This window comes from Janthinobacterium sp. FW305-129, from assembly GCF_020858115.1.
Lineage (GTDB): Bacteria > Pseudomonadota > Gammaproteobacteria > Burkholderiales > Burkholderiaceae_D > Janthinobacterium.
Map to the genome: position 1 here is coordinate 108,364 of NZ_JACYMM010000005.1, position 13,165 is coordinate 121,528.

15 protein-coding genes are annotated in these 13,165 nt (G+C 67.0%); 12 read left to right on the forward strand and 3 right to left on the reverse strand.

Translation table 11 applies throughout. The features are described 5' to 3' along the window. Positions 1-59: 59 nt before the first annotated feature. The 4 genes from lspA to IGS61_RS11605 are packed head-to-tail and all read left to right on the forward strand — an operon-like array spanning position 60 to position 3,408. Positions 60-569, forward strand: a complete 510-nt coding sequence (gene lspA / locus IGS61_RS11590; RefSeq protein WP_035821479.1) for a signal peptidase II — start codon at positions 60-62, stop codon at positions 567-569. 17 nt (positions 570-586) lie between these two features. Continuing rightward, positions 587-1,807, forward strand: a complete 1,221-nt coding sequence (gene coaBC, locus IGS61_RS11595; protein ID WP_230539721.1) for a bifunctional phosphopantothenoylcysteine decarboxylase/phosphopantothenate--cysteine ligase CoaBC — start codon at positions 587-589, stop codon at positions 1,805-1,807. Between the two features lie 35 nt (positions 1,808-1,842). Beyond that, the gene (dut, locus tag IGS61_RS11600) at positions 1,843-2,292 is read left to right on the forward strand and encodes a dUTP diphosphatase (protein ID WP_230539722.1); all 450 of its coding nucleotides are present in this window, start codon (positions 1,843-1,845) and stop codon (positions 2,290-2,292) included. 60 nt (positions 2,293-2,352) lie between these two features. Continuing rightward, entirely contained in the window at positions 2,353-3,408 is a 1,056-nt protein-coding gene (locus IGS61_RS11605; RefSeq protein WP_329958051.1) for a M48 family metalloprotease, read from the forward strand. A 117-nt stretch (positions 3,409-3,525) separates the two neighbouring features. Here IGS61_RS11605 and IGS61_RS11610 read toward each other — a convergent pair whose 3' ends face one another. Further along, the gene (locus IGS61_RS11610) at positions 3,526-3,666 is read right to left on the reverse strand and encodes a hypothetical protein (RefSeq protein WP_162835767.1); all 141 of its coding nucleotides are present in this window, start codon (positions 3,664-3,666) and stop codon (positions 3,526-3,528) included. Positions 3,667-3,766: 100 nt separating this feature from the next. Here IGS61_RS11610 and IGS61_RS11615 point away from each other — a divergent pair, with 100 nt between their 5' ends. The 5 genes from IGS61_RS11615 to IGS61_RS11635 all read left to right on the forward strand — a co-directional run bounded on the left by IGS61_RS11615 (position 3,767) and on the right by IGS61_RS11635 (position 7,512). Then, on the forward strand, positions 3,767-4,774 hold the full coding sequence (locus tag IGS61_RS11615; RefSeq protein ID WP_230539724.1) for an XdhC family protein: 1,008 nt from the start codon (positions 3,767-3,769) through the stop codon (positions 4,772-4,774). Between the two features lie 66 nt (positions 4,775-4,840). Continuing rightward, positions 4,841-5,758, forward strand: a complete 918-nt coding sequence (locus IGS61_RS11620; RefSeq protein WP_230539725.1) for a DNA-3-methyladenine glycosylase family protein — start codon at positions 4,841-4,843, stop codon at positions 5,756-5,758. A gap of 57 nt (positions 5,759-5,815) precedes the next feature. Further along, positions 5,816-6,181 carry a COG4315 family predicted lipoprotein gene (locus IGS61_RS11625; protein ID WP_230539726.1) on the forward strand — a complete coding sequence of 122 codons (366 nt, stop codon included), beginning with the start codon at positions 5,816-5,818 and terminating at the stop codon, positions 6,179-6,181. Between the two features lie 21 nt (positions 6,182-6,202). Next, on the forward strand, positions 6,203-6,730 hold the full coding sequence (locus IGS61_RS11630) for an RNA polymerase sigma factor (RefSeq protein ID WP_230539727.1): 528 nt from the start codon (positions 6,203-6,205) through the stop codon (positions 6,728-6,730). Further along, a complete protein-coding gene (locus IGS61_RS11635; protein WP_230539728.1) occupies positions 6,727-7,512 on the forward strand; it encodes an anti-sigma factor family protein in 786 nt (261 codons plus the stop codon). The genes IGS61_RS11630 and IGS61_RS11635 overlap by 4 nt, the downstream gene beginning before the upstream one ends. 37 nt (positions 7,513-7,549) lie before the next feature. Here the strand turns inward: IGS61_RS11635 and mug are convergent, their stop codons facing one another. After that, a complete protein-coding gene (gene mug, locus IGS61_RS11640) occupies positions 7,550-8,071 on the reverse strand; it encodes a G/U mismatch-specific DNA glycosylase (protein WP_230539729.1) in 522 nt (173 codons plus the stop codon). A gap of 151 nt (positions 8,072-8,222) precedes the next feature. Between mug and IGS61_RS11645 the strand changes: the two genes are divergently transcribed. Together IGS61_RS11645 and IGS61_RS11650 are read left to right on the forward strand one after the other, a co-directional pair. Then, complete coding sequence (locus IGS61_RS11645) at positions 8,223-8,699, forward strand: (2Fe-2S)-binding protein (RefSeq protein WP_230539730.1); 477 nt, start codon at positions 8,223-8,225, stop codon at positions 8,697-8,699. Next, entirely contained in the window at positions 8,696-11,002 is a 2,307-nt protein-coding gene (locus tag IGS61_RS11650; RefSeq protein WP_230539731.1) for a xanthine dehydrogenase family protein molybdopterin-binding subunit, read from the forward strand. The genes IGS61_RS11645 and IGS61_RS11650 overlap by 4 nt, the downstream gene beginning before the upstream one ends. Here IGS61_RS11650 and IGS61_RS11655 read toward each other — a convergent pair. After that, positions 10,999-12,195 (reverse strand): MFS transporter, encoded by a 1,197-nt coding sequence (locus IGS61_RS11655; RefSeq protein WP_230539732.1) that lies wholly within the window; start codon positions 12,193-12,195, stop codon positions 10,999-11,001. The two genes, IGS61_RS11650 and IGS61_RS11655, sit on opposite strands and share 4 nt — an antisense overlap. A 110-nt stretch (positions 12,196-12,305) precedes the next feature. On the opposite strand from IGS61_RS11655, the gene IGS61_RS11660 reads away from it, so the two are divergent. Continuing rightward, on the forward strand, positions 12,306-13,106 hold the full coding sequence (locus IGS61_RS11660; protein ID WP_230539733.1) for a helix-turn-helix transcriptional regulator: 801 nt from the start codon (positions 12,306-12,308) through the stop codon (positions 13,104-13,106). The last annotated feature ends 59 nt before the right edge of the window (positions 13,107-13,165 follow it).

The window sequence follows — 13,165 nt, forward strand, 5'->3', positions numbered from 1 at the left end:
CGTCCCGCGTCCAACCGCCGCCTGCTGCCAGGCGGCGGCTTTATCTTCCCTGGAAAAATATGGCCACTAAAAACCGTTTTTCATCGAAATCGTCGTCCTCAGCGTCGCTGGTGCCCTGGCTGGGCATTGCCGCCATCGTCATCCTGTTCGACCAAATCACCAAGATCACGATCCTGAAGACCTTCCGCTATGCGCAAGAGATGGTCATCACCTCGTATTTCAACCTGGTGCTCGCATATAACAAGGGCGCCGCGTTCAGCTTCCTGTCCGACCAGGGCGGCTGGCAGCGCTATTTCTTCACCGGCATCGCCCTGGCGGCCGCCGTCTACATCATCTACCTGCTGAAAAAGCACGCGGGCCAGCGCATGTTCTGCTGGGCCCTGGCGCTGATCCTCGGCGGCGCGCTGGGCAACGCCATCGACCGCCTGGTGTACGGCCACGTGGTCGACTTCCTCGACTTCCACTGGAAAAGCTGGGGCCATTTCCCCGCTTTCAATATCGCCGACAGCGCCATCTGCATCGGCGCGGCCCTGTTCATCATCGATGAACTGCGCCGTGTAAACAAATAGACAAGCAGGAGAACGGCATGGAATTGTCCGGCAAAAAAATCGTCCTGGGACTTTCGGGCGGCGTCGCCTGCTACAAGGCGGCGGAACTGTGCCGCGCGCTGACAAAGGCCGGCGCCTCGGTGCAGGTGGTGATGACGGATGCGGCCAGCCACTTCATCACGGCCGTCACGATGCAGGCGCTGTCCGGCCACCCCGTGCACACCAGCCAATGGGATGCCCGCATCGATAACAACATGGCGCATATCGACTTGACGCGCCATGCGGACGCCATCCTGATCGCGCCGTGCTCGGCCGATTTTCTGCGCAAACTCGCGCATGGCGTGTGCGACGACCTGCTCTCGACCCTGTGCCTGGCCCGCCCGGCCCACCTGCCTTTGCTGGTGGCGCCGGCCATGAACGTGGAAATGTGGCAGAACCCCGCCACGCAGCGCAACGTGCAGCAGCTGCACGACGACGGCATCACCCTGTTTGGCCCGGCCGCCGGCGAACAGGCTTGCGGCGAAGTTGGCCTGGGCCGCATGCTGGAACCGGAACAGCTCTTGACGGAGCTGATCGCCGCCTTCCAGCCCAAAGTCCTGGCCGGCAAGCGCGTGCTGGTCACGGCAGGCCCCACGTTTGAAGCCATCGACCCCGTGCGCGGCATCACCAATCTGTCCTCGGGCAAGATGGGCTATGCGGTGGCGCGCGCGGCGCGTGAAGCGGGCGCCGAAGTGCTGCTCATTTCCGGCCCCACGGCCCTGGACGCGCCGTTCGGCGTGCGCCGCATCGACGTGCAAAGCGCGCAGCAGATGCACGATGCGGTGCTGGCCCACGTCGACGGCCAGCATGTCTTCGTCGCCGTGGCCGCAGTGGCCGACTGGAGAGTCGCCAACGCCAGCGACCAAAAGATGAAAAAGCAGGCCGACGGCTCCGTGCCCGAACTGCAGTTCGCGCAAAATCCCGACATCCTGGCCACCGTGGCGGCGCGCACCAACCTGGCCGGCTATCCGTACTGCGTGGGCTTTGCCGCCGAATCGGAAAACCTGGTGGAATTCGGCTCGGTCAAGCGCGAGAAAAAAGGCATTCCTCTGCTGGTTGGCAATATCGGCCAGAACACGTTTGGCCAGGACGACAACACCATCATCCTGTTCGACGAGGAAGGCCATACCGTGCTGCCGCGCGCCTCGAAACTGAACCTGGCGCGCCAGCTGATTTCGGAAATCTCGAAACGCCTGGCAAAAAATTCGCTGCTCAAATAATCCTTTTAAACGACTTAGCTTAGTTAGTTAGATTCATGAAAAATATCGACATCAAGATCCTCGACGCCCGCATGCAAGAACTGCTGCCGGCCTACGCCACACCGGGCAGCGCGGGGCTGGACCTGCGCGCCTGCATCGACGAGGGGATCACCATCGAAGCCGGCCAGACCGTGCTCATTCCCACGGGCCTGGCCATCCACATCGGCGACCCGTCGTATGCGGCCATGATTTTGCCGCGCAGCGGCATGGGCCACAAAAACGGCATCGTTTTGGGGAATCTGGTAGGCTTAATCGACTCCGATTACCAGGGCCAGCTGATGGTATCGACCTGGAACCGGGGCCAGAGCGCCTTCACGCTCAATCCCATGGAGCGCCTGGCGCAACTGATTATCGTGCCGGTGCTGCAAGTGGGCTTTAACGTCGTCGAGGAATTCGGCGACAGCGAACGCGGTGTTGGCGGTTTCGGCAGCACCGGCAAACATTAAGGATTGACACTTATGCCAGGTTTCCGCCATCTGATCCCAGCCCAGACTTCGCTGCGCCGATTGGCCACTCCCCTCCTGTTGGCCGGCGCGGCCATTCTGGCCGGCTGCACCACGCCGGTGACGACTGTCAGCGGCCCGTTCAACGTCGTGCCGGCGCCCGAGGCGCCGGCCCTGACGGCGCAGCAAAAGGCGGCGCAGGAAGAGCTGGTGAAGATGGTAACCCTGCAGGACCGCCTGTCGAAAGTCTCGGCGCCCCTGCTGATCAACAATGCGGACCTGTGCAAGACGTATGCGCGCAACCTGCTGGGCTTCACGGCGCAGAACAAGTATTCCTATCCTGGCATCTATGCCGACGCGGCGCAGGCGGCACTCGGCTACGGCGAACAGATGCAGGTGTCCGGCGTCTTGCCGGGCAGCGGCGCCGCGCGCGCCGGCTTGCGCAAGGGCGACGGTTTGCTGGCCGCCGAAGGCAAGCCGCTGCCGGCAGGCCCGAAGGCGGAAGGCCCGTTCGGCGCCATCGTCGGCCCGCTGGCCTCGAAGAACGCAAGCCTGAACATGACCATCGCCCGCGACGGCCAGCAGCAGGACCTCAAAATTCCCGTCACGCGCGCCTGCGCCTTCCGCGTCGCCCTGGGCAATGCGGACAATATCAATGCGTATTCGGACGGCGCGCGCATCATGCTCACGCGCGGCATGATCAATGCGGCGCAAAATGACGAAGGCATCGCTTTCGTCATCGCCCGCGAAATGGCGCACAACATCCTCGACCACGCGCGCAGCCAGCGCTCGGCCGGTACGGCCGGCACCATCATCGACAGCCTGGGCGCCGTGCAGCCCGACGTCTCGATGCTGACGGGCGCCGCCGGCATCAAGGCCATGCCGCAGGAACTCGACGTGCAAGCCGACACCCTGGCCATCTACCTTCTGGCGCGCGCCGGCTACAACGTCGACAACGCCGCCCGCTTCTGGCAGCGCATGGCCACGCAAGTGCCGGCCACGGTCGCCAACGGCTACACGGCCCTGCACCCGGGCACCAACTCGCGCATGGCTGCCGTCAACCGCGCCGTCATCGACGTGCGCGCCAAGCAGGCAGCCAAGAAACCACTCAAGCCTTAGCACGGAGGCGCCTGACAAAACCGTCGCGAGCGGCAGTGATTTGTGGCTAAGAAGCGCAACCGTACTCTAGTACGGTGAGCATCGCAGGCCGCAAAGCGCGACGCGCAGCAGGTTTGGTCAGGCGCCGGGGAAGTTCGGGAAGTAGGTGCCCATGATCCAGGTCAGGGCGCCGCAGAACACCACGGCCAGAAACAGGACGATGAGCAGCTTGCCGAACTTGGGAATACCCTCTTCTTGCGTCTTGACTTCATTTGACATGAAAATTCTCCGCAGGGTGGTGGAACAGGTAGTATATCCACAATCTTGAATACTTTTCCATACTTTGCCGCAAACATACGGCATGTAACTCGCGTGCGCCATGGACAGCATCGACCTTGAAGTTCTGAAGACCAGCGCCGCCTGGCTCGCCGCCGGGCACCGCTGCGAACTCGTCACCGTCATCAAGACCTGGGGCTCCAGCCCCCGCCCCGTGGGCGCCACGCTGGCCATCTGCGACGATGGCACGGTGGTCGGCTCCGTCTCCGGCGGCTGCATCGAAGATGATTTGATCGACAGGGTGCGCGTGCACGGCATCGAGCGCACCTTGCCGGACATCGTCAGCTACGGCATCAGCGCCGACGAGGCGCACCGCTTCGGCCTGCCCTGCGGCGGCACCATCGAACTGGCCATCGAACCGCTGCATGCGGGCAGCCGCGTGGCCGAACTGCTGGCGCGCCTGGAAGCGCATGAACTGGTCGAGCGCCGCCTCGACCTGCGCAGCGGCGCCGTCAGCCTGCGGCGCGCCGCGCCGGGCGCCGTGCTGGCCCTGGAAGACGCGGTACTCACCACGCAGCACGGCCCGCGCTGGCGATTGCTGATCATCGGCGCCAGCCAGCTGTCGCGCTTCGTGGCGCAAATCGCCATGGCCATGGATTACCACGTCATCGTCTGCGACCCGCGCGAGGAATACCGGGGCGGCTGGAACGTGCCCGGCGTGCCCCTGCTGCACGCCATGCCGGACGACCTCGTGCTGGAATTAAAGCTCGACAGCCGCAGCGCCGTCGTCGCCCTCACGCACGACCCCAAGCTCGACGACCTGGCCCTGATGGAAGCACTCAAATCCCCCGCGTTTTATGTCGGCGCCATCGGTTCGCGCGCGAACAACGCCAAACGCCGCGAACGGCTGCTGCAGTTCGACGTCAGCGCGGAGCAACTGGCGCGCCTGCATGGCCCCATCGGCCTGTACATCGGCAGCAAGACGCCGGCCGAAATCGCCATCTCCATCCTGGCCGAACTGACGGCCGTGAAAAATGGCGTGCCCGACGCCCTGCAGATCCAGCATGCGGCGGCCCTGAGCCCGCCCACCACGGATATCTGCGCCCGCTAAGGGCCGCAGCAAGAAACGCGGTGCGCCGGCGGCGCACCCCTGCTACCTTCACTGAATTTGGCCACCATGACCCTGCTGCACTGGACCCTCCCCCTGCCCGCCGGCTACCGCCGAGACGACGTCATCGCCTTTCACAGCCGCGACGGGGAAGCCGTCGCCGAACAAGTCACCGCAGCAGGCCTGCGCAAGGGCATCCTGCTTGCCGGCGTGCCTGTGGTGCTGGACGTGGCCTTCACGGACGCTGCGGCCGTTTGCCGCGCCGAGATCGACGGCGGCGCCAGTGACGCTGTGCAAACGGCGCTGCACGGCGCCCTGCTCAACATCCTCGGCCTGCGCATCGACCCGCAGCCGTTCGCCCGGCTGGCCGCCGCCGACCCGCTGCTGGCGCCTTTGATAAGCGTCAATCCGGGCTTGCGCATCGTGCAATCGGCCAGCCCCTTCGAGGCGCTGACCTGGGCCATCATCGGCCAGCAGATCAACCTGCCGTTCGCCATCGCCCTGCGCCGCACTTTTATTCTGCAGGCGGGGCGCCGGCACGCCAGCGGCTTGTGGTGCTACCCCGAGGCGCGCGATGTGGCGCGGCTGGAAATCGAGGATTTGACCAGCCGCAAATTCTCGCGCGCCAAGGCGGAAACCGTGCTGCGCCTGGCGCGCCTCGTCGACGACGGGGAATTGTCGCTGGAACTGCCCCCTTCCGGCGACGTGGCGGCCATTTCGCAGGCGCTGCTGGCCGTGAAGGGCATCGGCCCGTGGACCGTCAATTACGCGCTGCTGCGCGGCTACGGCTATGCCGACTGCTCGCTGCACGGCGACGTGGCCATCCGCGCCGCCCTGCAAAAGCTGCTCGGAGAGGAAACGAAACCGGACATGGCGCGCACGGAGCAGTGGCTGCGCCAGTACGCGCCGCACCGCACCATGGCGGCCGCCCACCTGTGGGCCAGCCTGCACGCGCCGGCAAAAAATATTTTGCCGACCGGGGAATAAACGGCGGGCGGCATGCGTCTATCCCTTGCAAGCCCACCAAACCTCAAGGAGACCATCATGCGCTTTACTGCTATCGCCACCCTCGCCGCCCTGTTGTCCGCCCCTCTGGCCTTCGCCGCCGACGTTATGCCCGCCAACGGCATGCTGGTCAACGCCAGCGGCATGACCGTGTACGTGTTCGACAAGGATGTCGCCGACAGCGGCAAGAGCGCCTGCAGCGGCGGCTGCCTGGTCGCCTGGCCCGCCGTCATCGCCACCGACGCGGCGCCCGCCGCCCCGTATGGCAGCATCAAGCGCGAAGACAACGGCGCCATGCAGCTGACCTACAAGGGCAAGCCCCTGTACCTGTACAAGGAAGACAAGAAGCCGGGCGACGTGGCCGGCGACAATTTCAAGAACGCGTGGCACGTCGTCAAGCCCTAAGCTCACTATCCCGCCGCCACGATGACCACGCAAGAGGACAGCCGCCAGCTGCAAGCCTGCCTGCCCGGCCTGCGCCGCTATGCGCGCGCGCTGGCCGGCGCCGCGCACGCGGACGATCTGGTGCAGGATACCGTGGAGCGGGCCTGGCGCAAGCTCGATCAGTGGCAGCGCGGCGGCGAGATGCGGCCCTGGCTGTTTTCCATCATGCATAACCTGCACGTGGACCAGTTGCGCCGCCCCGGCCTGGCGCTGCAGGAACTCGACGACGACAGCGTGCTGCCCGCCCCTGAGCACACGCCGGGACAGGCCATCGCCATCGGCGAAATGGATGCGGCGCTGGCCCGTTTGCCGCTGGGGCAGCGCGAAGTCATCCTTCTGGTCGCGCTCGAACAGATGCCGTACGAGCAGGTGGCGGCCACCCTGGACATCCCCGTCGGCACCGTCATGTCGCGTTTGTCGCGCGGGCGCGACCGGCTGCGCGAACTGCTCGACGGCCGCCCTGCCGGCAGCCAGGACAGCGGCCCACCCACCCTGAAAGTCGTGAAATGACAACGCAAGCCATCAGCGAAGCGCAATTGCACGCCCTGGCCGACGGCGTCCTGCCCGAAGACCAGCGCGCGGCCGTCGACGCCCACCTGCGCGCGCATCCCGGGGACGCCGCCAGGGTGGACGCCTGGCGCGAACAGAACCGGCAATTGCGCGCCCTGTTCGATCCCGTGCTGGACGAAGCCGTGCCGCCGGCCCTGCGGCAGGCGGCATCGCCAGCGGCGGCGAACGGCGCCTGGCGCCGCCCCGCCATGCAGGCGGCAGCGGCCGTCGTGCTGGTGCTCGCGGGCGGCGCGGGCGGCTGGCTGCTGCGCGGCGGCGATGGCGTGCCCCCCGGCGCCAGCCCGGTTTCCCTGGCGCGCAGCGCCGCGATCGCCCATGCCGTCTACACGCCCGAAGTGCGCCACCCCGTGGAAGTAGGCGCGGAACAGGAGGCGCACCTGGTGCAATGGCTGTCGAAACGCCTGGGCAGCAAATTGCAGCCGCCCGCGCTGTCGCCGCTCGGCTATCACCTGATCGGCGGGCGCCTGCTGCCCGGCGATGGCGACGGCCCCGTGGCGCAATTCATGTATGAAGATGGCAAAGGCCAGCGCCTGACCCTGTACGTGGCGAAAGAACGGGCCGGCAAGCAGGAAACGGCCTTCCGCTACGCGCAGGAAAAGGATCTGAGCGTGTTTTACTGGATCGACGGCCAGCTCGGTTACGCCCTCTCGGCGAGCCTGCCCAAGCAGGAACTGGGCAAGCTCGCCGGCGCCGTGTACGCGCAGCTGGAGCAGCCGCGCTGAACCAGGCCGCCCATGTGTTGCGCCGCGCGCGGGTACGTCAGCCCAGCGCGCGCCTGAGCTCCGCGTAGGCCTCGACCAGCCGTTCCTTCGAATAGCCGCGATTGAGGCCACTGGGATTGGGCAGTATCCACACGCGCGCACCGCCGAAGCGCTCCGGCTGTTGGCCCCATTCCAGCTGGCGTTTTCCCGTCATCGCCGCGTAGGCGGCCTTGCCCAGGAAGGCGATCCACTGCGGCTGCATCAATGCCAGTTTGTGCTGCAGGCCGGCCGCCGCTTGCGCGAATTCGTCCGCCCCCACCTGGTCCGCGCGGCTGGTCGGACGCCCGACGGCCGCCGTCAATCCCAGCCCGAAACCGAGCACGCTGGCATCGTCCTGCGGCGCCACCAGGTGCGGCGTGAAGCCGGCCAGGTGCAGCACGGGCCAGAAGCGGTTGCCGCGACCGAGAAAATGGTGGCCGGCCGCCGCCGCGTCCACGCCGGGATTGAGGCCGCAAAAAACCACCTGCAAGCCGGGAGCGAGAATGTCGGGCAAGCCTTGCACCACTGTGATGTATGTCATGGAAAACTCCAATATCGGAAGCCGCAGTATGCCACCGGCCTCCGCCATGCAGCGCAGGGCGGCTGGTGCTACCATCCGATACTGATGCGCTCATCCATATGCCGGATGGCCGTCGCGCTTCCCCGCACCATCCCCACTCCGAGGACTACACATGACGACCCTGACCATCAATGGCAAGCAGCACGACCTTGCACTGCCTGAAGACACGCCCCTGCTGTGGGCCTTGCGCGACGAACTGGGCATGACCGGCACCAAATTCGGCTGCGGCATGGCCCTGTGCGGCGCCTGCACCGTGCACCTCGACGGCGAAGCGATCCGCTCCTGCGTGACGCCCGTGTCGGCCGCCGCCGGCAAGAAGATCACCACCATCGAAGCGGTGGGCGAAGACAAGGTCGGCTTTGCGCTACAGCAAGCCTGGCAGGAACACGGCGTGCCACAATGCGGCTATTGCCAGGCTGGCCAGATCATGTCAGCCACGGCCCTGCTGCACAAGACGCCAAGACCGAACGACCAGCAAATCCGCGAAGCGATGAGCGGCAATATCTGCCGCTGCGGCACCTATACGCGCATCCACGCGGCCATCAGGCAGGCCTCGGCCAGTATCCACGCGAAAGGAGCGGCCAAATGAGCATCCATGACACTGCCGCCGCACATTCGCCTGCGCGGCGCCACTGGCTCAAGGCCGCCGGCGCGCTGGCCGGCTTGACCCTCGTGGCCGGCCCTTCCGGCCTCGTGATGGCGGCCGACGCCGTCAAATACGGCGGTGACAAGATGGCGGGCGGCGTGGTCGACGACACCCTGGTCTTCCTGTCGATCGCCGCCGACGGCATCGTCACCATCGTTGTACACCGCTCGGAAATGGGACAGGGTATCCGCAGCAGCCTGCCCATGGTGGCGGCCGACGAACTGGGCGCCGACTGGGCGCAGGTGCGCGTGCAGCAGGCGCCCGCCGACGAAGCGCGCTACGGCAGCCAGGATACGGACGGCTCGCGCAGCATGCGCCACTCGTTCCGCGCCATGCGCCACGTGGGCGCCACGGCGCGCCTGATGCTGGAAACGGCGGCCGCCGTGCGCTGGGACGTGCCCGTCACCCAAGTCAAGGCCGTCAACCATGCGGTCGTGCATGCGGCCAGCGGACGCTCGCTGTCGTTCGGCGCGCTGGCCGAGGAAGCGGCCAAATTGCCCGTGCCGCCGCGCGCGCGCATCAGCCTGAAAACGGCGGGTGAGCTGCGTTATATAGGCCAAAGCAGCACGCGCGGCATCGACCTGCACGACATCGTCACGGGCAATACCCACTTCGGCATCGACACGCGCCTCGACGGCATGGCGTATGCCGTCATCGCCCGTCCGCCCGTCTTCGGCGGCAAGCTGAAAAGCGTGGACAAGACGGCGGCCCTGAAAGTGCCGGGCGTGCTGCGCATCGTCGAACTGGCAGGCAGCCCGCCGCCGGCCATGTTCAATCCGCTGGGCGGCGTGGCCGTCATCGCGAAAAATACCTGGGCCGCCATCAAGGGCCGCGAAGCGCTGGTGCTGGAATGGGACGATGGCCCGAACGGCGATTACGACTCGAAAGCCTTCCGCAAGACCCTGGAAGCGGCCGTGCGCCAGCCGGCCAGCCCGGCGCGCGACCAGGGCAAGACGGTGGCCACCCTGGCCGCCGCTCCCGCCGCGCGCAAACTCAGTGCCGAATATTATCTGCCCCACTTGGCCCACGCCACCATGGAGCCGCCCGCCGCCACCGTGCGCATCGCCGGCGGCAAGGCCGAAGTGTGGGCCTGCGTGCAGGCGCCGCAGGCGACGCGCAGCAACGTGGCCAAGGCCCTGGGCCTGGCGTATGACGATGTCACCGTCCACGTGACCCTGCTGGGCGGCGGTTTCGGGCGCAAATCGAAGCCCGATTTCGCCGTCGAGGCGGCGCTGCTGTCGAAAGCCATGGATGGCGCGCCCGTCAAGCTGACGTGGACGCGCGACGACGACCTGCAGCACGACTACCTGCACACGGTATCGGTCGAACGGCTGGAAGCGTCGCTGGATGCGAAAGGCATGCCGACGGCCTGGCTGCACCGCACGGCCGCCCCCACCATCACCTCGACCTTTGCCGCCGGCGCGAACAGGCAGGCGCCGTTCGAGCTGGGCATGTCGGCCATCAACGTGCCGTTCGCCATTGCGAACATCCGCGTCGAGGTACCCGAAGTGCCGGCCCATACGCGCATCGGCTGGTTCCGCTCCGTGTCGAACATCCCGCACGCGTTCGCCATCCAGTCGTTCACGGCCGAACTGGCGCACGCGGCAAAGAAGGATCACCGCGACTACCTGCTGGCATTGCTGGGCCCCGCGCGCAAGATCAACCCGGCCGACCTGTCCGATGGCTGGAACTATGGCGAAGATCCGGCGAAGTATCCGGTCGACATAGGCCGCATGCGCCACGTGATCGAACTGGCGACGGCCAAGGCGGGCTGGGGCCGCAAGCTGCCCAAGGGACGGGGGCTGGGCCTGGCCGTGTCCTACAGTTTCGTCACCTATGTGGCGGCCGTGATCGAAGTGGAAATCAATGCGGCCGGCGAAGTCATCGTGCCCAGGGTCGATATCGCCATGGATTGCGGCCCGCAGATCAACCCGGACCGCGTGCGCTCGCAGATCGAAGGCGCCTGCATCATGGGCCTGTCGCTGGCCATGAGCGGCGAGATCAGCTTTAAGAATGGCCGTGTCGAGCAAAGCAATTTCCACGACTATAGCGTGCTGCGCGCCGCCGACGCGCCCCACGTGATCCACACGCACCTGGTGCCGGGCACCCTGGACATGGAGCTGGGCGGCGTGGGCGAGCCGGCCACGCCGCCCATCGCGCCGGCCCTGTGCAACGCCATCTTCGCCGCCACGGGCAAGCGCATCCGCGCCCTGCCCGTGGGCATGCAACTGGCGAAGAAAGCCTAGGAGCGCCGCGCGGCGGGCAACTGCAGCAGCAACGCGGCGGCGGCGACCAGGGCGGCGCCGGCCGCCAGCAGCCACATGGGCCAGTCCAGCAGGAGCAGCACCCCGCCTGCGGCGGCGCCGATGGCGCTGCCTAGGTACAGCGCTGATTCATTGAGGGCGATGGCCAGGTTGCCGTCGCCCTGCCGCGCGCGCACGGCCAGCAGTTGCTGGTTCTGCGGCACTTGCAGGGCCCAGCCGGCCGCGCCCCACAGCACGATCGGCGCCAGCATCAGCCACGCCGACCAGCCGGCCGCCAGCGGCAGCGCGCCCAAGGCCAGCGCCAGCAGCAGCAAGATGAAGCAGGTCAGCTTCGGCGCCGCCACCTTGTCCGCCCAAGGTCCCACCAATACGCTGCCCGCGATGCCGCCCACGCCCCAGGCCCACAGGAAGGGCGTGGCAGACACCGGCGCCCCCTGCGCCGACCACGCCAGCAGCGGCGCAATGAACGTGTACATGCCCAGGCTGGCGATGGCCGCCAGCAGCGACACGAGCAAAATGGCCAGCACCTGCCCATCGGCCAGCAAGGCCAGCTTGCGGCGCAGCGAGGTCGCCGGTACTTCCGGCAGCGCGGGCAGCTTCCACAGCAAGCCCGCCAGCGCCAGCCCACCGAGGCCGGCGACCAGCCACAGGGCCGCCGTCCAGCCCAGCTGCTGCGCCAGCAGCAAACTCAATGGCACGCCCAGCACCGTGCCGCCCGCCATGCCGCCCATGATCGCGCCGATGGCCTTGCCGCGCTGCCGCGGCGCCGACACGCCCGCCGCCGCCGCGATGCCCAGCGCCAGGTAAACGCCCGCCCCGATGCCGGCCATGGCCCGCCAGGCCAGCAGACTGGTAAAACCGGGCGCCAGCGCGCTGGCCCCATTCGCCAGCACGAATACGCCCAGCGCGCCCAGCAGGCTGGAGCGCTGCGCGCGCGCCGGCAGCAAGGCCACGGCCAGGGGCGAACCGAGGCCATAGGCCAGGGTAAATGCCGTCACCAGCTGCGCGGCCATGGCCAGGGAAACGGAAAAGGCGCCGGCGATCATCGGCATCAGGCCCGCCGTCACATACGACGCCATGCCCAGCGCGAACGCGCCCACGGCGATCAGGTAGACGGTGGCGGGCAGCGCGGCGTCGGCAGGCGTTGCGGCACGGGAGGAAGAATAGTCAGACATGGGCACGCTTTCGGGAAGAAAGCAGGCATTCTGGAATACAATATAAACAATTACAATTTAACTGTTTATGCTATTACTGATAGCAACAGTCTCACCGGAAAGACCGCACCATGCGCACCTTGCAACGCACCCGCCACGAACTGGCCGCCTACCTGCAGGCGCGCCGCGCGCGGCTGTCGCCCGAAGACGTGGGTTTACCCGGCGGCGGGCGGCGCAGGACGCCGGGCTTGCGCCGCGAAGAAGTGGCGGCGCTGGCCGGCGTGGGGCTGACCTGGTACACCTGGCTGGAGCAGGGGCGCGACATCGGCGTCTCGAGCGCCTTTCTCGACAAGCTGGCCGAAGTGCTGAAACTGGACGCGGGCGAACGGCGCCACCTGTTCCTGCTGGCGCATGCGCGTCCGCCCGCCGAAGAGGGCAAGACGTTTTGCGTGGTGCCGCCGCCGGTGCGCCGCCTGATGCACGAGCTGGCGCATCCGGCCTATGTGCTCAACCTGCGCTGGGACGTGCTGGCGTTCAATGCGGACGCGGACGCCCTGTTCGGCTTTGGCGCGCATGTGCCGGCGCGCCGCAATCTGCTGTGGCTCTTGTTTACCGACCCGCTGCTGCGCTCGTGCTTCACGGCCTGGGAAGAGCAGGCGCCGCTGATGCTGTCGAGCTTTCGCCGCGACTATGCGCGCGCCACGCAGGAAGCCGATATCCACGCGCTGGTGGACGAACTGGAAAAAGTCTCGCCCGAATTCAAGCTATGGTGGCGCCGCCATGACGTGCATGCGCCATGCGCCGGCGTACGCCGCCTGACAATCGATGGCGAGCAGGCCGCGTATGAGCACACTTCGCTGACCATCGATGCGGACCGCCACCTGCGGCTGGTCGTGTACGCGCGCCAGCTGGCAGAAGACACCGCGCCGTAAACGAAAAAACCGCTGGCCCTCTTGCGAGGAACCAGCGGCTTAGCATGGGCCATAGGGAC